The organism is Streptomyces sp. NPDC046379, from assembly GCF_055587785.1.
Genome location: NZ_JBVJFP010000007.1, coordinates 252,532 through 273,771, shown reverse-complemented (window position 1 = coordinate 273,771; position 21,240 = coordinate 252,532). Strand labels below are relative to the sequence as shown.

Below are 21,240 nucleotides of genomic sequence, written 5' to 3'. Positions count from 1 at the left end.
TCGAACCCGGGATCAGCTGAGCGGAAGGGCTCAGTGGGTCTCGGGACGGAGGACCTTGGTCCGGAGGACCGACTCGTTCAGGTTCATCTGGCGGTCGAGCTCCTTGACGACCGCAGGCTCGGCCTGCAGGTCGATGACCGAGTAGATGCCCTCGGGCTTCTTCTTGATCTCGTACGAGAGACGACGACGGCCCCAGGTGTCGACCTTCTCGACCTTTCCGCCGCCGTCACGGACGACAGAGAGGAAGTTCTCGATCAGCGGGGAGACAGCGCGCTCCTCGAGATCGGGGTCGAGGATGACCATCACCTCGTAGTGACGCATGTGGAACCCACCTCCTTTGGACTCAGCGGCCACGGTCGTTCCGTGGCAGGAGGGTCGTGATGCGTGCGCAACGGTATCGGTCGCCACTGACAATCGGGGGTACCCGCGAGGAGACCCTGCCGCGGCCAGGGCAGACACCGGTGCAGACGGTACACACTACCCGCACACCTGCTTCCGGTTGAAATCCGGCCGCCAGGGCCGACAATCTGTACACAACGGGTGTGTGTGGCGCTACGATGCGCCGTTTCCCGCAAGGAGGTGCCTCATGGCACAGGCATTGCGACCCAACACCGTCGGTTCCCTCTTCGCCACGGACGGCCGGGCCCACCCCGTCCAGGACGCCCTGCTCGCGGTGACCCTGGTACTCGGAGCGGTCTCCTTCATCACGGCGATGTTCCACAGCCTCCATCTGCTGAGCTCCTGGACGGGCCTGATCGGCATCGTCACGGGCGCGTACGGACAGTGGATCTCGGAGACGACACGCGAACGCTTCGGACTGGTGCTGGGCCTCGGCGCCTCGGCCATCGGATTCTTCCTCGGCATGGCGCACGGTGGCCTCTTCGGCGGTCTCTTCTGACCCCGCCCGGGCCAAAGGACGCGTAGGCCCAGCCGGGGCGTTCGCAGGGCGCAGTAGGCTTCGGCGCGAGAGCCGGAGCCCCTGAACCCATGGGGACACACCAGCCCGAGGAGCGCCCCGAATGAGCCTGACCCTGAGGACCATCAGTCGCGAGCAGCATCTGGCCTATATCCAGAGCCTGCCGTCGGCGAGCCACATGCAGGTCCCGGCCTGGGCCGACGTCAAGGCGGAGTGGCGCTCGGAGAATCTGGGCTGGTTCGACGAGCGCACCGGTGAGCTGGTCGGCGTGGGGCTGGTCCTCTACCGTCAGCTGCCCAAGATCAAGCGCTATCTCGCTTATCTGCCGGAGGGCCCGGTCATCAACTGGTTCGCGCCGAACCTGGACGACTGGATCCGGCCGATGCTGGCCCACCTCAAGCAGCAGGGCGCCTTCTCGGTGAAGATGGGCCCGCCGGTGATCATCCGGCGCTGGGAGGCCGCCTCCATCAAGGCCGGCATCCAGAACCCCGACGTGAAGCGGCTGCGGGACATCGAGGCCGACTTCATCGAGCCGCGCGCCTTCGAGGTGGCCGACAAGCTGCGTCGCATGGGCTGGCAGCAGGGCGAGGACGGCGGCGCCGGCTTCGGTGACGTCCAGCCCCGGTACGTCTACCAGGTGCCGCTGGCCAACCGGTCCCTGGAAGAGGTGCACAAGAACTTCAACCAGCTGTGGCGGCGCAACATCAAGAAGGCCGAGAAGGCCGGCGTCGAGGTCGTCCAGGGGGGCTACCACGACCTGGAGGAATGGCAGCGGCTGTACGAGATCACGGCCGTGCGCGACCACTTCCGGCCCCGCCCGCTGTCGTACTTCCAGCGCATGTGGACGGCCCTCAACTCCGAGGACCCCAATCGCATGCGGCTGTACTTCGCCCGCCACAACGGCGTGAACCTGTCCGCGGCGACGATGCTGATCGTCGGCGGGCACGTCTGGTACTCCTACGGCGCCTCCGACAACATCGGCCGCGAGGTCCGGCCCTCGAACGCGATGCAGTGGCGGATGCTGCGCGACGCCTACGCGCTCGGCGCCACGGTCTACGACCTGCGCGGCATCTCCGACTCGCTCGACGAGACCGACCACCTCTTCGGACTGATCCAGTTCAAGGTCGGCACCGGCGGCCAGGCCGCCGAGTACCTCGGCGAATGGGACTTCCCCCTGAACAAGCTGCTGCACAAGGCGCTCGACATCTACATGTCGCGCCGCTGAGCCCCGGCTGTTTGATTCCATAGTCTCCACACTTCTCTTACACCGCAGCCACGAGAAAGGTTCCAGGTCCGGCCATGGCGCTCACGCTCTACGTCGACACCGCGCGCTGGCGGGCGCACCACAAGCACGTGCAGGAGCAGTTCCCGGGACTCGTCCCCGTCTGCAAGGGCAACGGCTACGGCTTCGGGCACGAGCGCCTCGCGGAGGAGGCCACGCGGCTGGGCTCGGACGTGCTGGCCGTCGGCACGACGTACGAGGCCGCGCGCATCAAGGACTGGTTCGGCGGTGACCTGCTGGTGCTGACGCCGTACCGGCGGGGCGAGGAGCCGGTGCCGCTGCCCGACCGGGTCATCCGCTCGGTGTCGTCGGTGGACGGTGTGTACGGGCTCGTGGGCGCGCGCGTGGTCATCGAGGTGATGTCCTCGATGAAGCGCCACGGCGTCGGCGAGCACGAACTGCCGCAGCTGCACGCCGCCATAGAGAACGTCCGCCTTGAGGGCTTCGCCATCCATCTGCCGCTGGACCGCACCGACGGCTCCGACGCCGTCGAGGAGGTCATCGGCTGGATGGACCGGCTGCGGGCCGCCCGGCTGCCGCTGCACACGATGTTCGTCAGCCACCTCAAGGCCGACGAACTCGCCCGCCTCCAGCAGCAGTTCCCGCAGACCCGCTTCCGCGCCCGGATCGGCACGCGGCTGTGGCTGGGGGACCACGAGGCCACCGAGTACCGCGGCGCGGTCCTGGACGTCACCCGTGTCTCCAAGGGGGACCGCTTCGGCTACCGGCAGCAGAAGGTGGCCTCCGACGGCTTCCTGGTGGTCGTGGCGGGCGGTACGTCGCACGGAGTGGGCCTGGAGGCCCCCAAGGCGCTGCACGGCGTCATGCCGCGTGCCAAGGGTGTCGCCCGCGCCGGCCTGGCCACGGTCAACCGCAACCTCTCCCCGTTCGTCTGGGGCGGCAAGCAGCGCTGGTTCGCCGAGCCGCCGCACATGCAGGTGTCGATCCTGTTCATCCCCTCGGACGCCCCGGAGCCGAAGGTCGGCGACGAGCTGGTCGCCCATCTGCGGCACACCACCACGCAGTTCGACCGCCTGGTCGACCGCTGACGTCTCAGCGGGCTCCGGCCCGGGACGTGTTCACGGCGTGTTCGCTCAGGGCGAACCGTCCGCCGCCTTCCCGCTGCCCCAGTCGACCGGCGTCCCGTGGAAGGGGTCCGGGTACTGGGGCCGGTCGGCCGCGCGGCCGAGGACGAACACGTCCTCAGCGCCGTCGAGGACGCCTCCGGAGGGATCGTCGTCGCCGGACCGGCGCACCGCGTCCTGGTCCGGCGTGAGGATGTCGCGGACGACCACGGCGCACAGATACGCGGTCCCCACCAGATGCACGCCGATCGCCCAGTGGTAGCCGTCCGTCGGAAGGCCCTTGTGGGCGTCGCCGCTGGTCGTGTAGGCGAGGTACATCCAGATGCCGAGGAAGTACATCACCTCGCACGCCTGCCAGATCAGGAAGTCCCGCCACCGGGGCCGGGCCAGCGCCGCCAGGGGCACGAGCCACAGGACGTACTGCGGCGAGTAGACCTTGTTGGTGAGGATGAACACCGCGACGATCAGGAACGCGAGCTGGGCGAAACGCGGGCGGCGCGGGGCCATGAAGGTCAGTGCCGCCATGCCCACGAAGCACGTCACCAGCAGCACCGCGGTCAGCGTGTTGACCCTCTCGGTGGTGATCAGACCGCTGGTGTTCTGCGCCAGGATCAGCCAGAAGGATCCGAAGTCCACCCCGCGCTCCTGGCTGAACCGGTAGAACTTCGACCAGCCCTCGAAGGCGAACAGCATCACCGGCCCGTTCACCAGCAACCAGGCGGCCACCGTGCCCAGCAGCGCCGTTCCGAAGGCCCGCCACTTGCCCGCACGCCAGCACAGCAGGAACAGCGGGCCGAGCAGAAGGAACGGATAGAACTTCGCGGCGGTCGCGAGACCCAGCAGGACGCCGAAGGCCAGTGCACGGCCGCGTGACCACATCAGCATCGCCGCGGCCGTCAGGGCGACGGCCAGCAGGTCCCAGTTGATGGTGGCGGTCAGCGCGAACGCCGGCGCGAGGGCGACCAGCAGACCGTCCCAGGGGCGCCGGGCGTGGGTGCGGGTCACGCAGACGGCGATGACGGCAGCGCACACCATCAGCATTCCGGCGTTGACCATCCAGTACCACTGCTCCTGGTACTGAATGCTGCCGCTGCCGGGTGTGAGCCAGGCGGCCACCTCCATGAAGAGACCGGTCAGCACCGGGTACTCGAGGTACTCCATGTCACCGGGCAGCCGGTCGAAGTACGGCACGAGCCCTTCTGCGAAACCACGCCCGTTGTACAGGTGCGGGATGTCCGAGTAGCAGGCGTGCGTGTACTGCACGCCCGCGCCGTGGAACCAGCCGCCGTTGTAGCAGGGCGCCTTCTGCACCAGGCCGAGCACGAACATGCCGATCGCCACGAGGGCGACCACCCGTACCGGGCTCCACCAGGACGTCCCCAGCAGGGCGTGCCGCCCCAGCGGGCCGCCGATCAGCTCACTGCCGTTCCGGGCCACCTCGTCGGCCTCGGTCGGCCGCACCGGTTCCGGCTCGTGCGCGCTCGATTGCGTCGTTTCTGCACTGGGCATGGGGCACATCCTGCCGTACGTCGCCGGGAAAACGCCGTGGGCCGCCGCACCCGAGGGTGCGGCGGCCCACGTTTCACGTGAAACAGACCGGGTGTTTCACGTGAAACACCCGCGCCGGGCGATACGGCGCCTAACCGGTGCTTCCTTCGAAGAAGCCGCCGTCTCCGCCGTTGCCTCCGTTGCCGTTCCCGTTCCCGTTCTCCTCGCCGTCCGTCTCCGTGGCTGTCGGTGTCGAGGTCACACCGCCGTCGATCCCGCCGGAGTCGGTGCCGCCGTTGCCGCCGTTGCCGTTGCCGTTGTTGCACTCCCAGTCCCAGGCGTTGCAGGTGTTGCTCGGCGTGGGCGTCGGGGAAGGCGTGGTCTGGGTCGGCGACGGGGACGGCGACGGGCTCTCCTCTTCCTCCGTCTCGGTCGCCGTGGGAGTCGGCGTCGGCGACGGGGCCTCGTTGACCACCTTGCCGATGGGCTCCGGCTCGGGGAAGGGCACCGGGTCCTCGCCCTTCAGGGCCTCCAGCATGTAGTCGTGCCAGATCTCCGCCGGGAACGAGGCGCCGTGGATCGACTTCTGGTTGCCCGTTCCGTACATCTCCAGGAACTCGCGGTTCTTGATGGTCTCGTCGTCGGGGTAGCGGAACATGCTGATCGCCGTGGACAGCTGCGGGGTGTAGCCGACGAACCAGGCCGACTTGTTGCCGTCGGTGGTACCGGTCTTGCCCGCCACCTCGCGGCCGGGCAGCTGTGCGTTGGTGCCCGTGCCCTTCTCGACCACGGTCTTCAGGATGTCGGTGACGTTGTCGGCCACGTTCGCCTCGAAGGCCCGCTCGGTCTTCGTCTCGTGGGTGAAGACCGGGCCGTCCTTGCTGGTGACCTTCTGGACCGAGTAGGGGTCGTTCTGCTTGCCGCTGGCCGCGAAGGTGGCGTAGGAGCCGGCCATGCGGATCGCGCTGGGGTCGGAGGTGCCGATGGAGAACGACGGGAAGGTGGTGCCGGCCAGGCTGCTCTCCAGGATGCCTGCCTCGACGGCGGCCTCCTTGACCTTGTCCAGGCCGACGTCCATGCCGAGCTGCACGAAGGCGGAGTTGGAAGAGAACTGCATCGCCGTGCGGAGGTCGATCATGTAGTCCGGCGCGTCGCCGAGCGACTCCTCACCGTCGTTGACCTGGTTCCACTCCTTGCCCTGCTCGTTCCGCCAGACCGTTCCGTCGTAGTCCTTGATCTTGAGCCTGTTCTTGCCGCTGTACAGGCTCTTGGGGGAGACGATGGTGCGTTCGTCCTGCGACTGCACCGGATCGAGGTCGGGGTTCCGCACACCCCACTTCATCGCCGCGGCGAGCACGAAGGGCTTGAACGTCGAACCGACCTGGGCGCCGGTCTGGTCGGCGTTGTTGGTGAAGTGCTTGGTCGCGTCCTCACCACCGTAGATGGCCCTGATCGCGCCGGTCTTCGGATCGACGGAGGCGCCGCCGAACTGGACGTGTGTGTCCGTGTCGGGCCGCTTCTTGGGATCGATGTTGGCCTTGTAGACCTTCTTCACCGCGGTCTCGAGCTGCTGGACCTTCTTCTTGTCGAAGGTCGTGTGGATCGACAGGCCGCCCTCGCGCAGCACCTGCTCGGTGACGCGGGTGGTCTCGCTGTTGTTGACCAGGTAGGCGTTGGCGAGGTCGACCAGATAGCCGACCTGGCCGCTCAGCTGGGTGTTCGACCGGGGGTTCTGGACCTTGGGGAGCTTCTTGTACTTGGCACGCTCGGCGGCGTCCAGATGCCCGTACTCGACCATCTTGTCGAGGGTGTCCTGCATCTGGACCAGGGCCCGCTTCTTGTTGGCCTCCGGGGTGGCGGCCTTGTCGATCGAGATGGCGCCCGCGGGGTCGTAGTAGGTCGCGCCCTTGAGCATCGCCGACAGGAAGGCGCACTCACCGGCGTTCAGCTTGATGGCGTCCTTGTCGAAGTACGCCCGCGCGGCGGCCTGGATGCCGTAGGCGTTGCGGCCGTAGTACGCGGAGTTCAGATAGCCGGCCATCACGTCGTCCTTGTCCATGGACGCGCCGACCTTGATGGAGACGAACAGCTCCTTGAACTTGCGGGAGACCGTCTGGGACTGGTCGTCCAGCATCGCGTTCTTCACGAACTGCTGGGTGATCGTGGAACCGCCCTGCGTGTCACCGCCCTTGGCCATGTTGAGCAGGGCGCGGGCGATGCCCTTCGGGTCGATGCCGCTGTCGGTGTAGAAGGTCTTGTTCTCCTGCGAGATGACGGCGAACTGCATGTCCTTGGGGATCTGCGACAGGTTGATGATCTGCCGGTTGGTCTCCCCGCCGGTGGACACCATCTGCGTGCCGTCCGACCAGTAGTAGACGTTGTTCTGCGCCGTCGCCGTTTCCGCGACCTTCGGGACGCTCACCATCGCGTAGCCGATGCCCGCCACGGCCACCAGGCTGCCGAAGAAGGCGAGGCACAGACCGGAGACGAGCTTCCAGGAGGGCACCCAGCGCTGCCAGCCGTACCGGCCGGCGCGCGGGTAGTCGACGATCCGCTTCTTTCCGGGCGCTGCCGCCCGCCCCCGGCCCCGGCCGGGACCTGCCGGTCCGCCCCGTGCGCCGTCGGCCGCTCTGCGGCGACCGCCGCCGCTCCGCTGGGCGGCACGGCGGGCCTCGGCCCGGCCGCCGTACGGCCGTTCCTCGGTTCCCGGACCGTGGGAACCACCCGACCCGTACGCGTCGGAAGGAGATCCTGTGGCGCCTCGCGGAGCCGCACGGCGGCCGGAGGACGAGCCGGACTGGCCGCGTCGGGCCGCGGCACGTCCGCCTCCCTGCGGCTGCGGCGGTTTGCGACGGTGCTCGCTCATCGAACGACTACTCCTAGGGCAGGCGCACCCGTGCGCGCCTGGAAACGGCGGCTGGTTTCCGGTCCCCCCGAAGTACGGACGCGGCCGATCCCGCATTCACCCGTACTGCACCAGGGACGAGGACGTCCCCGGACGCAACTCGGTTCCCGGTGGTGTGCATGCCGCACAGACTACGCAGCTCCAAAACCCGCCGAGTCCTGAACTTCGACCCAAAACAGGCAACTCATGCCTGGCGAATCTTTGATGTGACGCCGTTCACGATTCCCCCTCTTGCCCCTCCGTGGAACGCGATCTATCGTCTGGATGTATCGAGTCGATACATCAGCGGGACATAAAGACCGTCATGGTCGACCGCGGCAGAGAGGAGGCGACGATGAGCCGGCGTTCCGGGATCCTCGAGTTCGCCGTACTCGGCCTGCTTCGCGAGTCCCCGATGCACGGCTATGAGCTGCGGAAGCGACTCAACACGTCACTGGGTGTGTTCCGGGCGTTCAGCTACGGGACGCTCTACCCCTGCCTCAAGACGCTGGTCGCAAACGGCTGGTTGATCGAAGAGCCGGGAAACACCGCCGAGGACGCTCTCGCCGCGCCGCTCACCGGGCGTCGCGCCAAGATCGTCTATCGGCTCACGGCCGAGGGCAAGGAACACTTCGAGCAGTTGCTCTCCCAGACGGGCCCCGACGCGTACGAGGACGAGACCTTCGCCGCGCGCTTCGCCTTCTTCGGCCAGACCTCCCGTGATGTGCGCATGCGCGTGCTGGAGGGGCGCCGGAGCCGGCTGGAGGAGCGTCTGGAGAAGATGCGCGCCTCTCTGGCCCGCACCCGGGAGCGCCTCGACGACTACACCCTCGAGCTCCAGCGCCACGGAATGGAGTCCGTGGAGCGCGAAGTGCGCTGGCTGAACGAGCTCATCGAGAGCGAGCGGGCCGGGCGGGACGTCAGGGCGTCCGGCTCCGGGGACGTCGCTCAGCAGGACACCACCAATGGAGCGCCGGGCGTCCTGCCCCGGTCCGGGGACGACCCCCGGCCGGATACGCCCGGCGACACCGCCACGTGACGCCCCCGTCAGGGCCTCACCGAGTACACACAGGGAGCAACCGGAATGGGTTCGGTTCGCGTAGCCATCGTCGGCGTGGGCAACTGCGCCGCGTCGCTGGTGCAGGGAGTCGAGTACTACAAGGACGCCGACCCGGCGGCCAAGGTCCCCGGCCTGATGCACGTGCAGTTCGGCGACTACCACGTCCGTGACGTCGAGTTCGTCGCCGCGTTCGACGTCGACGCCAAGAAGGTCGGTCTCGACCTCGCGGACGCCATCGGCGCCTCCGAGAACAACACCATCAAGATCTGCGACGTGCCGAACACCGGCGTGACGGTGCAGCGCGGCCACACCCTCGACGGTCTCGGCAAGTACTACCGCGAGACCATCGAGGAGTCCGCCGAGGCCCCGGTCGACGTCGTCCAGGTCCTCAAGGACAAGCAGGTCGACGTCCTCGTCTGCTACCTGCCCGTCGGCTCCGAGGACGCGGCGAAGTTCTACGCCCAGTGCGCCATCGACGCCAAGGTCGCCTTCGTCAACGCCCTCCCGGTCTTCATCGCCGGCACCAAGGAGTGGGCGGACAAGTTCACCGAGGCGGGCGTCCCGATCGTCGGCGACGACATCAAGTCCCAGGTCGGCGCCACCATCACGCACCGCGTCATGGCGAAGCTGTTCGAGGACCGCGGCGTCATCCTGGACCGCACGATGCAGCTGAACGTCGGCGGCAACATGGACTTCAAGAACATGCTCGAGCGCGAGCGCCTGGAGTCCAAGAAGATCTCCAAGACGCAGGCCGTCACCTCCCAGATCCCCGACCGGGACATGGGCGCGAAGAACGTCCACATCGGCCCGTCCGACTACGTGGCCTGGCTCGACGACCGCAAGTGGGCGTACGTCCGCCTCGAGGGCCGCGCCTTCGGCGACGTTCCGCTGAACCTGGAGTACAAGCTCGAGGTCTGGGACTCCCCGAACTCCGCGGGCGTGATCATCGACGCGCTGCGCGCCGCGAAGATCGCCAAGGACCGCGGCATCGGCGGCCCGATCCTGTCGGCGTCCTCGTACTTCATGAAGTCCCCGCCGGTCCAGTACTTCGACGACCAGGCGCGGGAGAACGTCGAGAAGTTCATCGCCGGCGAGGTCGAGCGCTAAGCGTTCCCCCTCCTTCACGGCTTGCCGAGGGTCCCCGGGCAGTGCGTCCGGGGACCCTCGCCGTATGTGAGGCTGTGCCCATGGCCGTCGTACGTGATCTGCGCGTCCTGCTCCGCTTCCGGGACTTCCGGCGCCTGCTCGCCGTACGTCTGCTGTCGCAGGGGGCCGACGGCGTCTACCAGGTGGGCCTCGCCGCCTATGTCGTCTTCTCCCCGGAGAAGGAGACCTCGGCCGCCGGTGTCGCCTCCGCGATGGCGGTGCTTCTGCTCCCGTACTCCCTGGTCGGCCCCTTCGCCGGCGCCCTGCTGGACCGCTGGCGCCGCCGCCAGGTCTTCCTTCACGGCAACCTGCTGCGCGCCCTGCTGGCGTCCGCCACGGCGGTCCTGATGATCGCGCAGGTCCCGGACTGGCTGTTCTACGCCTCCGCCCTCTGCGTCACCGCCGTCAACCGCTTCGTCCTCGCCGGACTGTCGGCCGCGCTGCCCCGCGTGGTCGACGGCGAACGCCTGGTGATGGCCAACTCCCTCTCCCCGACCGCCGGAACGCTCGCCGCGACCGCGGGCGGCGGTCTGGCCTTCGCCGTCCGGCTGTTGTTCGCGGACTCCGACGCCGCCGTGGTGCTGGCAGGAGCGGGGCTGTACCTCTGTTCGGCGCTGGCCACGCTGAGGATCGGCCGGGAACTGCTCGGGCCGGACCGGATGCCGGTGCGGCCACGGCTGACGGCCGCGCTGTCCGCGACGGCCGGCGACCTCGCGGCCGGCGTCCGCCATCTCGCCGCGCCCCCGCGCAGGGAGGCCGCCTGGGCGCTGGCGTCGATGACGCTGATGCGGTTCTGCTACGGCGCCCTGACCGTCATGCTGCTCATGCTCTGCCGGTACGCCCTCACCGACGACCCCGAGGACGGGCTCGCCCTGCTGGGTGTGGCGCTGGGCGTCTCCGGTGCCGGGTTCTTCGCGGCGGCCGTGCTGACGCCGTGGGCGGCCGGGCGGCTCGGCCCCGGTCGCTGGATCGTGGTCTGCGCGGCGTCCGCCGCCGCCCTGGAGCCGGCGCTGGGGCTGCCCTTCGCCACCGTGCCGCTGCTTGCCGCCGCCTTCGTCCTGGGCCTGACGACCCAGGGCGCGAAAATCGGCACCGACACGATCGTCCAGTCATCGGTCGACGACGGCTTCCGCGGCCGGGTGTTCTCCCTCTACGACGTCCTGTTCAACGTCGCCTTCGTGGGCGCCGCAGCGGTGGCCGCGCTGATACTGCCCCCCGACGGACGGTCGGCGCCCCTGGTGCTGATGATCGCCGCGCTCTATGGATGCGTCGCCGCGACCATGGCCCGGTTCCAGCGGCGGCAGGCGGCCCGGGCGTGAAACAGGGGCGATGTTTCACGTGAAACTTCGCCCCTCCCACACGCGGCGGGTCATGTTTCACGTGAAACATGACCCGTCCTGCGGCTCAGCCCTGCTCGGCCCACCACCGCTTGAGCGCCGCGACGGCCTGGTCATGTTCCATGGGGCCGTTCTCCAGGCGCAGTTCGAGCATGTGCTTGTAGGCCTGACCCACCGCGGGGCCCGGCTTGACCCCGAGGATCTCCATGATCTGGTTGCCGTCCAGGTCGGGGCGGATGGAGTCCAGCTCCTCCTGCTCCTGGAGCTGGGCGATCCGCTCCTCCAGCCCGTCGTACGCCCGTGACAGCGCGGTCGCCTTGCGCTTGTTCCGCGTCGTGCAGTCCGAACGGGTCAGCTTGTGCAGCCGGGTCAGCAGATGCCCCGCGTCCCGGACGTACCGGCGCACGGCGGAGTCCGTCCACTCGCCGGTGCCGTAACCGTGGAAGCGCAGGTGCAGCTCGACGAGGCGGGAGACGTCCTTCACCAGTTCGTTGGAGTACTTCAGGGCCGTCATTCGCTTCTTGGTCATCTTCGCGCCGACCACCTCGTGGTGGTGGAACGAGACCCGGCCGTCCTGCTCGAAGCGACGCGTGCGCGGCTTCCCGATGTCGTGCAGCAGCGCGGCGAGCCGCAGGGTCAGGTCGGGGCCGTCCTCCTCCAGCTCCATCGCCTGCTCCAGGACGATCAGCGTGTGGTCGTAGACGTCCTTGTGGCGGTGGTGCTCGTCCCGCTCCAGGCGCAGGGCCGGCAGCTCCGGCAGTACGCGGTCCGCGAGCCCCGTGTCGACCAGGAGCGTCAGGCCCTTGCGCGGGCGGGCGGACAGGATGAGCTTGTTCAGCTCGTCCCGGACCCGCTCGGCCGAGACGATCTCGATCCGTCCGGCCATCTCCGTCATCGCCGTGACCACCTCGGGGGCCACCTCGAAGTCGAGCTGCGCCGCGAACCGCGCCGCCCGCATCATCCGCAGCGGGTCGTCCGAGAACGACTCCTCGGGCGTGCCCGGCGTGCGCAGTACGCGTGCCGCGAGGTCGTCCAGCCCGCCGTGCGGGTCGATGAACCGCTTCTCCGGCAGCGCGACGGCCATCGCGTTGACCGTGAAGTCCCGGCGGACGAGGTCCTCTTCGATGGAGTCGCCGTACGACACCTCGGGCTTGCGCGAGGTCCGGTCGTAGGCCTCCGACCGGTAGGTGGTCACCTCGATCTGAAAGCCGTCCTTCTGGGCGCCGACCGTGCCGAAGGCGATCCCGACGTCCCACACGGCGTCCGCCCACGGCCGCACGATCCGCAGCACGTCCTCGGGCCGGGCGTCCGTCGTGAAGTCCAGGTCGTTGCCGAGCCGGCCCAGCAGCGCGTCCCGGACCGAGCCGCCGACCAGGGCGAGTGAGAAGCCGGCCTCCCGGAAGCGGTGGGCGAGGTCGTCGGCGACAGGGGCGACCCGCAGCGGTTCGCTGACCGCGCTGACTCGATCCCGGCTCGGGGCAGTGGTGTCTTCCTTGGCGTTCGGCACAACAGAAGAGGGTACGTGGCCCGGACTGCCGCGGGCGTCCCCATTACGCGCGGTGGGGTCCGGTGGCAGCGGATACCGGGAGGCGGACCGCGGCACTTCCCCTCGGCGCACATCGTTACCATGCGTGGACGCACATTCCGACGACCACTGACGATGACGAGGGACGGGCGAGCGCGTGGCCGAGGCGGCAGACTTCCAGGGGACCAGTCCCTCACCTGCCCGCCGGTGGCTGCGGCGCACCGGAGCGCTGCTGGCCGGGGCGCCGCTGCTGGCAGGCCTGCTCCAGCTGCCCGCCGCAAGCGTCGCGGACGCCGCGCCCGCCGCCGCACCGGCCTCGGCGAAGGCCGCCACCGGGTCACGCACGGTGTCGGTCGCGCTCGACTCGCTCAGCCCCGCCGCCCCCGGCGAGGGCGACACCCTGACCGTCTCCGGCACGGTGACCAACAACGGCGAGCAGGCCGTCACCGACGCCCGGGTCGACCTGCGCGTCGGCCCCGAGCTCACCACCCGCTCCGACGTCGACAGCGCGGCCACCCGCACCGGCTACTCCCCGGGAAGCGACGGGACGGCGCTCGGCGGCTCGTACACCGAGGAGTTCGCCGAACTCACCCCCGGCGTGCCCCGCCACTTCAACATCTCCGTACCGGTCGACGAGCTGGACCTCGGCGACGACGGCGTCTACCAGCTCGGCGTCTCCCTCTCCGGCGAGACCGCGGCGCAGCCCTGGGAGCAGGTCCTGGGCATCCAGCGGACGTTCCTGCCGTGGCAGCCCGAGGAGGCCGGCACCAGGACGAGGACGACGTTCCTGTGGCCGCTCGTCTCCACCTCCCACATGACGGCGGAGACGGGGTCGAACGAACAGCAGACGCCGGTCTTCCTCGACGAGGACCTCGCCGAGGAGATCTCCCCGGGCGGCCGGCTCGAGCAGCTCGTCTCGCTGGGCACGAGCCTCGACGTCACCTGGGTGATCGATCCGGACCTGCTGGCCTCCGTCGACGCGATGGCGGGCAGCTACGAGGTGAAGGACGGCGAGGACACCAGACCGGGCACCCGGCAGGCGGCCGCGAAACGATGGCTGGCCGATCTGCAGCAGGCGGTGGCCGGCAAGGAGGTCGTCGCCCTGCCCTACGCCGACCCCGACCTGGCCTCCCTCGCCCACAAGGGCACCGACGTCACCGGCTCGCTCAGCCAGTTCAAGGCCGCGAGCGACGTCGCCGCCACGGTCGTCGAGACGGTGCTGCACACCACTCCGAGCACCGACTTCGCCTGGCCGGTGGACGGCGCGGTGGACCCCTCGATCGTGAAGGTCGCCACGTCCGCCGGCGCCGACAAGGTCATCGCACGCAACGACAGCCTCCAGGAGACCGGCAACCTGCCGTACACGCCCTCCGCGCCCCGCCCGATCGGCGGCGGCACCACGGCGGTGGTGGCCGACGCGCGGCTGTCCACGGCGTTCCGGGGCGACCTGACGCGGGCGTCGTCCTCCACGCTCTCCGTCCAGCGGTTCCTCGCCCAGAGCCTCGCCCTCAACCTCCAGACGAACAAGCAGCGCAGCATCGTCGTCGCCCCGCAGCGGATGCCCACCGCGAGCCAGGCCCGCGCGATGGCCGAGGCGATCGCGGTCCTCCAGGACGGCCGGTGGAGCCAGGCCCAGGAGCTCAGCGCCACCGCGGCGGCCAAGCCCGACCCGGACGCCACCACCAAGGTGCCCGCCGCCTCCGCGTACCCCGGCAGGCTGAGCAAGCAGGAGCTGCCGCGCCAGGCCTTCGAGCGGATCGCGCGGACGCAGAGGAAGCTGGACGGCTTCCGGGTGATCCTCTCCGCCCAGTCGCGGGTGGTGACCCCCTTCGGGCGGGCCATAAACCGAGAGATGTCCACGTCGTGGCGCGGCAGGGCGCTCGACGCGGTCGGCTTCCGCGACGGCGTCGAGGACCACCTCGACGACCTGGCCGGTCAGGTCGTGCTCATCGACAAGTCGGAGACCAAGCTCTCCGGCCGCAGCGCCACCATCCCGGTCACGGTGCAGAACAACCTGGTGCAGGGCGTCGACCACCTGGTGCTGCGGCTCACCTCGACCAGCCCGACGCGTCTGGAGATCGGCGGCAAGGACTACTCCGAGCAGCGGGTCACCGTCGCCGGCGGGCACAGCCAGTCGGTGAAGTTCTCCACATCGGCCAACGCCAACGGCCGGGTGAGCGTGTACGCACAGCTGTTCACGGAGGACGGCCAGGCGTACGGCGACCCGGTCGTCTTCGACGTGAAGGTCACCGAGATCACTCCCACCGTGATGCTGGTCATCGGCGGCGGAGTCCTGCTGCTGGTCCTCGCCGGCTTCCGGATGTACACCCAGCGCAAGCGGGCGGCCGCCCGCGAGGCCGCGGCGGCGGACGCGGAGGAGTCCGGCACGCCGGTCGAGGCGGCCGACGGCCCCACGGACCCCGAGGTCCCCGTGGGGCCCGGCGACGAAGAGTCCGGTCACCGGAGCGGGGCCCATGCCCCCGAGCAGCCGGGTGACCCGGCATCGGACACCGCAGCGGAAAGCGCCGACCCGTCCGGGACGGGTGAGAGAGTGGACCGTTGAGGATGTCGTGGCCGGTCGGCCCGGGACGATGAGGTGGGGTAACCATGAACGCGCCGTACGACGGTGACCGCGGCCAGGGCGCGGACAGCCCGGGGTACCCCGAGGGCCCGCCGCCCGAGCACGGCCAGGTGCCGCCGCAGCACCCCGCGGACATGTACCTCCAGGACGCCTACGACCAGGACCCCTACCGCGGCCAGGACCTCACGGCCCAGGACCCGGTCGCCGAGGCGCTCTACGACCGTGCCGCACACCCCCCGCCGCCCCCGGGCACGTACCCGCAGCAGCCGCTGTACGCCCAGCCGCCGCAGTCCCCGTACGCGCCCGACCCGCGCGTGTGGGCGCAGACCCCGGCGCCCGAGCCGGAGGGGCCCACCCAGTACCTCCCGTACGGCGACGATCCCCGCACCACCGAGTACGTGGGCGTCGACGACCTGGTGACCCGGTCGGCCGCCGAGCCGCAGGAGCACGACGCCTTCGCGTACCTCTTCCGGGACCAGCAGTACAGCGGTGTCCGCCCGCCGACGGACCACCCGTCGGTGCCCGGCCCGGCAGCCGCGCCCGGCGTGGGCCAGGGCGGCCCGACGGCCCTGTACGGCGGGAACCACGGGGGCGAGGGACAGTACGGCGGCCACCACAGCGGCGAGGGCCCCCACGAGGACGCCCGTCCCCCGGCCGGCCAGTACCCGCCCCAGGCCGCCGAGCCGGCTCCGGCCCCCGCGACCGCGGCGCCGGCCCGGAAGGGCGGACGCGCGGGAAGTCTGCTGAAGTCGAGCGCCGTGATGGCGGCGGGCACGATGGTGTCCCGGCTCACCGGCTTCGTCCGGTCCGCGATGATCGTCGCGGCGCTGGGCGTCGGCATGCTGGGCGACACCTTCCAGGTCGCCTACCAGCTGCCGACCATGATCTACATCCTGACGGTGGGCGGCGGCCTCAACTCCGTCTTCGTACCGCAGCTCGTGCGGGCCATGAAGGAGGACGACGACGGTGGCGAGGCCTACGCCAACCGTCTGCTGACGCTGGTCATGGTGGCGCTCGGCGTGCTGACCGTGCTCTCCGTCCTCGGGGCGCCGCTGCTGATCCGCGCGCTGTCCGGCGCGGTCGCCGGCGATCCGGATGCCAACGAGGTCGGCATCACCTTCGCGCGCTACTTCCTGCCCTCGATCTTCTTCATGGGCGTCCACGTGGTGATGGGTCAGATCCTCAACGCGCGCGGCCGGTTCGGCGCGATGATGTGGACGCCGGTCCTGAACAACATCGTCATCATCGTGACGCTCGGCATGTTCCTGTGGGTGTACGGCACCGCCGAGCACTCGGGCATGAAGGTCACCAGCATCCCCCCCGAGGGCCAGCGGCTGCTCGGCGTCGGCGTGCTGCTCGGCCTCGTCGTCCAGGCCCTGGCGATGCTCCCGTACCTGCGGGAGACGGGTTTCCGGCTGCGGCTGCGCTTCGACTGGAAGGGACACGGCCTGGGCAAGGCCGTGACGCTGGCGAAGTGGACGGTCCTGTTCGTCCTCGCCAACCAGGCGGGCGCCATCGTCGTCACCCAGCTGTCGACCGCGGCGGGCGAGGAGTCGCCCGTGGACGGCACCGGTTTCGCGGCCTACGCCAACGCCCAGCTGATCTGGGGCCTGCCGCAGGCCATCATCACCGTCTCCCTCATGGCGGCCCTGCTGCCCCGCCTGTCGCGTTCGGCGGCGGAGGGCGACGCCGGCGCGGTGCGCGACGACATCTCCCAGGGGCTGCGGACGACCGCGGTCGCGATCGTGCCCATCGCCTTCGGCTTCGTCGCGCTCGGCATCCCGATGTGCACCCTGATGTTCGGCTCCTCGGGCACCGGCGAGGCCACGAACATGGGCTTCATGCTGATGGCGTTCGCCCTCGGCCTCATCCCGTACTCCGTGCAGTACGTCGTCCTGCGCGCCTTCTACGCCTACGAGGACACGCGGACGCCGTTCTACAACACGGTCATCGTCGCCGCGGTCAACGCGGGCGCCTCGGCCGTCTGCTTCCTCGTCATCCCGGCCCGCTGGGCGGTGGTCGGCATGGCGGCCTCGTACGGGCTCGCCTACGCGATCGGCGTCGGCGTGGCCTGGCAGCGGCTGCGCAAGCGGCTCGGCGGCGACCTGGACGGCGCCCGCGTGATGCGGACCTACGCCCGGCTGGCCATCGCCTCCGTGCCGGCGGCCCTGCTCAGCGGCGCGGCCTGCTACGGCATCAGCCAGGCCCTCGGACAGGGCGCCCTGGGCTCGCTCGCCGCCCTGCTGGCGGGCGGGGCCGTGCTGCTCGGAGTCTTCTTCGTCGCCGCCCGGCGCATGCGCATCGAGGAGCTGAACTCACTGGTGGGCATGGTCCGCGGGCGTCTGGGCCGCTGAATGGCGGGGTAGGCGCACAACCATCGTCCGCCACCGTGTGTCGTGCATAGCGGCGGACTGTGGGCACAATTGGTTTCGGTGTCGGACGGCGCGCGGCGGAGTCGGCCGGCGCGCTACGAATGGGGAGGCAGGAACGACGGTGGCGGAACGGAGCACGGCTGCCGTCGACGTGGCAGACAGCAGCGGCGAGAAGTCGCTGACCGCCAAGGCGGATCAGGCGGACCAGTCCACGGCCGACGGGGTGGCCCAGAACCGGGAGCGGGACACGGAACTCGACGAGGCACAGGGGAGCGGCGGGACCGACGGTCCCGGAGGAAAGGCCTCACCGCCCGAGCTGCACAGCGGCCACAAACTCGCCCGGCGTTACCGGCTCGAGGACTGCGTCACCCGTCTGGACGGCTTCAGCAGCTGGCGTGCCGTGGACGAGAAGCTCCGGCGCGCCGTCGGCGTGCACGTCCTGCCCGCGGATCACGCGCGGGCCCGCTCCGTCCTGGCCGCGGCCCGCTCCTCCGCGCTGCTGGGCGATCCCCGTTTCGTCCAGGTGCTCGACGCCGTCGAGGAGAACGACCTCGTGTACGTCGTGCACGAGTGGCTGCCCGACGCCACCGAACTGACCACGTTGCTGTCCGCGGGCCCGCTGGAGGCGCACGACGCCTACCAGATGGTCAGTCAGGTCTCCGCCGCCATGGCCGCCGCCCACCGCGAGGGCCTCGCCCATCTGCGCCTCAACCCCAATGCCGTCCTGCGCACGTCCAGCGGGCAGTGGCGCATTCGCGGGCTCGCCGTGAACGCCGCGCTGCGCGGCATCAGCTCCGACACGCCCCAGCGCGCCGACACGGAGGCCGTCGGCGCCCTGCTGTACGCCGCGCTGACCCAGCGCTGGCCGTACGAGAACGACGCCTACGGACTGTCCGGGCTGCCCAAGGACGTCGGTCTGATCGCCCCCGACCAGGTACGGGCGGGCGTGCACCGCGGCCTGTCGGAGCTGGCGATGCGCGCCCTCGCCAACGACGGCGCGACCGCGTCGCGGCACGAGTCGCCCTGCACGACCCCCGACGAGCTGGTGAAGGCGATCGGCGAGATGCCCCGCATCCCTCCGCCGGAGCCCGCGTTCACCGCCCCGCCCGAGTACCAGCGCACCACCTACCAGCAGGGCACGTACGGCCGCCCCGCCCCCCACCCCGGGACCACCCAGCCGGTGACGTCCCCGCCTCCCCCGCTGCAGAGCCGCACCGGCAAGGCACTGAAGTGGGCCGTGTCCGCCCTCCTCATCGCCGCCCTGGGCCTGGGCAGCTGGCAGCTCGCTGACGCCCTCATGGAGCGCGGCGGGCAGTCCGACGGGACGAACAAGACGCAGACCACGAACGGCGGCGACAAGGACGACGACGCCTCCAAGCCGGTCCGGACCCTCGGCATCGAGGGCGCCCAGGAGTACATCGCGAAGGGCTCCGCGCAGTCCCCGGAGGACGTGCCCAGCACCTACGACGGCGACAGCTCCACGTACTGGCGCACCAAGAGCTTCGTCGACGGCCCCGAGATGAATCCCGCCTACAAGCCCGGCGTGGGAATCGTCTACGACCTCGGCTCGGAGCAGACCGTCTCGGCCGCGTCCATCAAGCTGCTGTTCGCCGGCGACCACACGACGGTCTCCCTGTACGCGACGGACTCCATGAGTTCCGCCACGCCCATCAGCTCGATGAAGAAGCTGGGGACGGTGACGACCTCCGGCACGTCCGCCGCCGTGAAGGCGGACGCCGCCGTGAAGACCCAGTACGTACTCGTGTGGTTCACCGCCATGCCGCACGCTCCCGGCGACGGCTTCAGCGACCCCGGCTACAAGCAGGCGATCACCGACGTGAAGTTCACGGGCTGACGCCTCACCGGAAGGGGGAGTGGTCCGATGGCGCAGGACGCCGGACACGGCTCGGTCGGCGACCGGGAGCTGCTCGCCCGTCATGTGGAGGGCGACCCCGACGCCTTCGGCGAGCTGGTCCGCCGCCACCGTGACCGGCTGTGGGCTGTGGCGCTGCGGACGCTGGGCGACCGCGAGGAGGCCGCCGACGCCGTGCAGGACGCCCTCGTCTCCGCCTACCGGGCCGCCCACACCTTCCGCGGCCAGTCGGCCGTGACCACCTGGCTGCACCGGATCACCGTCAACGCCTGCCTCGACCGGGCCCGCAAGGCGGCCTCCCGGAAGACCTCGCCGGTCGACGACCCCGAGCGGCTGGAGCAACTGCTGGAGCCGCACGAGTCGGCGTCCGCCCCGGCCGAGCGCAACGATCTGCACCGCCAGCTCGTCGAGGCCCTCGGCACACTGCCGCCCGACCAGCGCGCCGCCCTGGTCCTGGTCGACATGCAGGGCTATCCGGTCGCGGAGGCGGCCCAGGTGCTCGACGTTCCGACCGGGACGGTGAAGAGCCGGTGCGCCCGCGGCAGGGCCAGACTTCTGCCGTTGCTCGCCCATCTGCGCCCCGCACGCCCGGGCGGGGCCGACGCACCGGACGCCGGACGGAACCGGGTCGAGGGGCCATCCGTCCCACCGGCGACGCAGACGCACGAGACGGCTCCGCAGGATGCCGGGCCAGGCGATTCAGCTGCTGTGAAGGGCGGAGGTGGGCGAGCGTGACAACCTCGACGGACACGGCCGGGCACCCGGACGTCACCGAGATCTCCGACCTCGCCGAGGGCCTGCTCCCACCCTCCCGGACCGCCGAGGTCCGCCGGCATCTGGCTGCGTGCGAACTGTGCGCGGATGTCCTGGCCTCCCTCGAGGAGATCCGGAGCCTGCTCGGCACGCTGCCCAGTCCTTCCCCCATGCCCGTGGACGTCGCCGAGCGGATCGACGCCGCCCTCGCCGCGGAGGTCCTCCTCAGCTCCAGACCGCCCGTCGCCGCGGACATCACGGCGTCCGCCGACATGTCCCCCGCCGGATCCGGCACGGACCACGACCCGCGTGTTTCACGTGAAACATCGACGCCGACGGATCGCCCCTCCGGCCGCGTCCCTGCCTCCACCACCGGACCGGGACGCAAAGGAAGCAAGGGGCGCAAGGAGCGCGAGCGGCGGCCTGGTGGGCGTCGCCGTGTCGCCGTGCTCACCGCCGCTCTCTCGGCCGCCGCCCTGGGCCTCGGCGCCGTGCTGGTCTCCACGCTGACCGGCTCGGAGCCCGCCGGACCGGGCCACCAGGAGCAGGCCACGTCGGCGGCAGCCTTCACCCGGCACAATCTGAAGGGCCAGGTGTCGGAGCTGCTCGATGACGGCGAGCGGCGCGGCGACCGGCGCAGCCCGGCGTCCGAGGGGGAGTCCTCTCTCGGAAACGACGACGCCCGTGTCTTCCGGCAGACCTCGGTCCCCGTCCCCGACTGCGTCCGCAAGGGGATCGGCCGCGCCGACGGCGCCCTCGCGACGGACAACGGCACCTACGAGGGCACGACCGCCCTCCTCGTGGTACTCCCCGACGCCACGGACGCCTCGCGGATCACGGCGTACGTCGTCGACGCGACGTGCGTGACGGACTCCTCCTCCGCCCCGGCCGAGGTACTCCTGACGCAGTCGTACGACCGTCCCTGAGAGCCGGAGAAC

At 70.3% G+C, this 21,240-nt stretch carries 15 protein-coding genes; 11 read left to right on the top strand and 4 right to left on the bottom strand.

The annotated features are described in order from the left end of the window. Nucleotides 1-30: 30 nt before the first annotated feature. The gene (gene rpsF / locus ACZ6KF_RS15435) at nucleotides 31-321 is read right to left on the bottom strand and encodes a 30S ribosomal protein S6 (protein WP_004985983.1); all 291 of its coding nucleotides are present in this window, start codon (nucleotides 319-321) and stop codon (nucleotides 31-33) included. 265 nt (nucleotides 322-586) lie between these two features. On the opposite strand from rpsF, the gene ACZ6KF_RS15430 reads away from it, so the two are divergent. From ACZ6KF_RS15430 to ACZ6KF_RS15420, 3 genes are all read left to right on the top strand, one after another. Continuing rightward, on the top strand, nucleotides 587-898 hold the full coding sequence (locus ACZ6KF_RS15430) for a hypothetical protein (protein ID WP_356629408.1): 312 nt from the start codon (nucleotides 587-589) through the stop codon (nucleotides 896-898). A 121-nt stretch (nucleotides 899-1,019) separates the two neighbouring features. Continuing rightward, a complete protein-coding gene (femX, locus tag ACZ6KF_RS15425; protein WP_356629406.1) occupies nucleotides 1,020-2,141 on the top strand; it encodes a peptidoglycan bridge formation glycyltransferase FemX in 1,122 nt (373 codons plus the stop codon). 74 nt (nucleotides 2,142-2,215) lie between these two features. Beyond that, nucleotides 2,216-3,247, top strand: a complete 1,032-nt coding sequence (locus ACZ6KF_RS15420; RefSeq protein WP_356629404.1) for an alanine racemase — start codon at nucleotides 2,216-2,218, stop codon at nucleotides 3,245-3,247. 45 nt (nucleotides 3,248-3,292) lie between these two features. Here ACZ6KF_RS15420 and ACZ6KF_RS15415 read toward each other — a convergent pair whose 3' ends face one another. Then, entirely contained in the window at nucleotides 3,293-4,801 is a 1,509-nt protein-coding gene (locus tag ACZ6KF_RS15415; RefSeq protein WP_469158879.1) for a glycosyltransferase family 87 protein, read from the bottom strand. A gap of 121 nt (nucleotides 4,802-4,922) precedes the next feature. Beyond that, entirely contained in the window at nucleotides 4,923-7,637 is a 2,715-nt protein-coding gene (locus ACZ6KF_RS15410) for a transglycosylase domain-containing protein (protein ID WP_469158878.1), read from the bottom strand. 373 nt (nucleotides 7,638-8,010) lie between these two features. Between ACZ6KF_RS15410 and ACZ6KF_RS15405 the strand changes: the two genes are divergently transcribed. The 3 genes from ACZ6KF_RS15405 (at nucleotide 8,011) to ACZ6KF_RS15395 (ending at nucleotide 11,180) form a co-directional block, all read left to right on the top strand. Beyond that, on the top strand, nucleotides 8,011-8,694 hold the full coding sequence (locus ACZ6KF_RS15405; RefSeq protein ID WP_356629398.1) for a PadR family transcriptional regulator: 684 nt from the start codon (nucleotides 8,011-8,013) through the stop codon (nucleotides 8,692-8,694). A gap of 45 nt (nucleotides 8,695-8,739) precedes the next feature. Then, nucleotides 8,740-9,822: an inositol-3-phosphate synthase gene (locus ACZ6KF_RS15400; RefSeq protein ID WP_356629396.1), complete on the top strand. Its 1,083-nt coding sequence runs from the start codon at nucleotides 8,740-8,742 to the stop codon at nucleotides 9,820-9,822. Between the two features lie 80 nt (nucleotides 9,823-9,902). Further along, the gene (locus ACZ6KF_RS15395; protein ID WP_356629394.1) at nucleotides 9,903-11,180 is read left to right on the top strand and encodes an MFS transporter; all 1,278 of its coding nucleotides are present in this window, start codon (nucleotides 9,903-9,905) and stop codon (nucleotides 11,178-11,180) included. A gap of 85 nt (nucleotides 11,181-11,265) precedes the next feature. On the opposite strand, the gene ACZ6KF_RS15390 is transcribed toward ACZ6KF_RS15395, so the two are convergent. Next, the gene (locus ACZ6KF_RS15390; RefSeq protein ID WP_356629392.1) at nucleotides 11,266-12,705 is read right to left on the bottom strand and encodes a CCA tRNA nucleotidyltransferase; all 1,440 of its coding nucleotides are present in this window, start codon (nucleotides 12,703-12,705) and stop codon (nucleotides 11,266-11,268) included. A gap of 175 nt (nucleotides 12,706-12,880) precedes the next feature. On the opposite strand from ACZ6KF_RS15390, the gene ACZ6KF_RS15385 reads away from it, so the two are divergent. From ACZ6KF_RS15385 to ACZ6KF_RS15365, 5 genes are all read left to right on the top strand, one after another. Next, the gene (locus ACZ6KF_RS15385) at nucleotides 12,881-15,286 is read left to right on the top strand and encodes a DUF6049 family protein (protein WP_469238668.1); all 2,406 of its coding nucleotides are present in this window, start codon (nucleotides 12,881-12,883) and stop codon (nucleotides 15,284-15,286) included. A 44-nt stretch (nucleotides 15,287-15,330) separates the two neighbouring features. Next, on the top strand, nucleotides 15,331-17,658 hold the full coding sequence (gene murJ / locus ACZ6KF_RS15380; protein WP_469238666.1) for a murein biosynthesis integral membrane protein MurJ: 2,328 nt from the start codon (nucleotides 15,331-15,333) through the stop codon (nucleotides 17,656-17,658). A 139-nt stretch (nucleotides 17,659-17,797) separates the two neighbouring features. Next, nucleotides 17,798-19,531: a protein kinase family protein gene (locus tag ACZ6KF_RS15375; RefSeq protein WP_469238664.1), complete on the top strand. Its 1,734-nt coding sequence runs from the start codon at nucleotides 17,798-17,800 to the stop codon at nucleotides 19,529-19,531. A gap of 27 nt (nucleotides 19,532-19,558) precedes the next feature. Further along, nucleotides 19,559-20,284: an RNA polymerase sigma factor SigM gene (gene sigM, locus ACZ6KF_RS15370; RefSeq protein ID WP_356629384.1), complete on the top strand. Its 726-nt coding sequence runs from the start codon at nucleotides 19,559-19,561 to the stop codon at nucleotides 20,282-20,284. Next, complete coding sequence (locus tag ACZ6KF_RS15365; RefSeq protein ID WP_469238662.1) at nucleotides 20,281-21,228, top strand: anti-sigma factor family protein; 948 nt, start codon at nucleotides 20,281-20,283, stop codon at nucleotides 21,226-21,228. The genes sigM and ACZ6KF_RS15365 overlap by 4 nt, the downstream gene beginning before the upstream one ends. Nucleotides 21,229-21,240 lie beyond the last annotated feature (12 nt).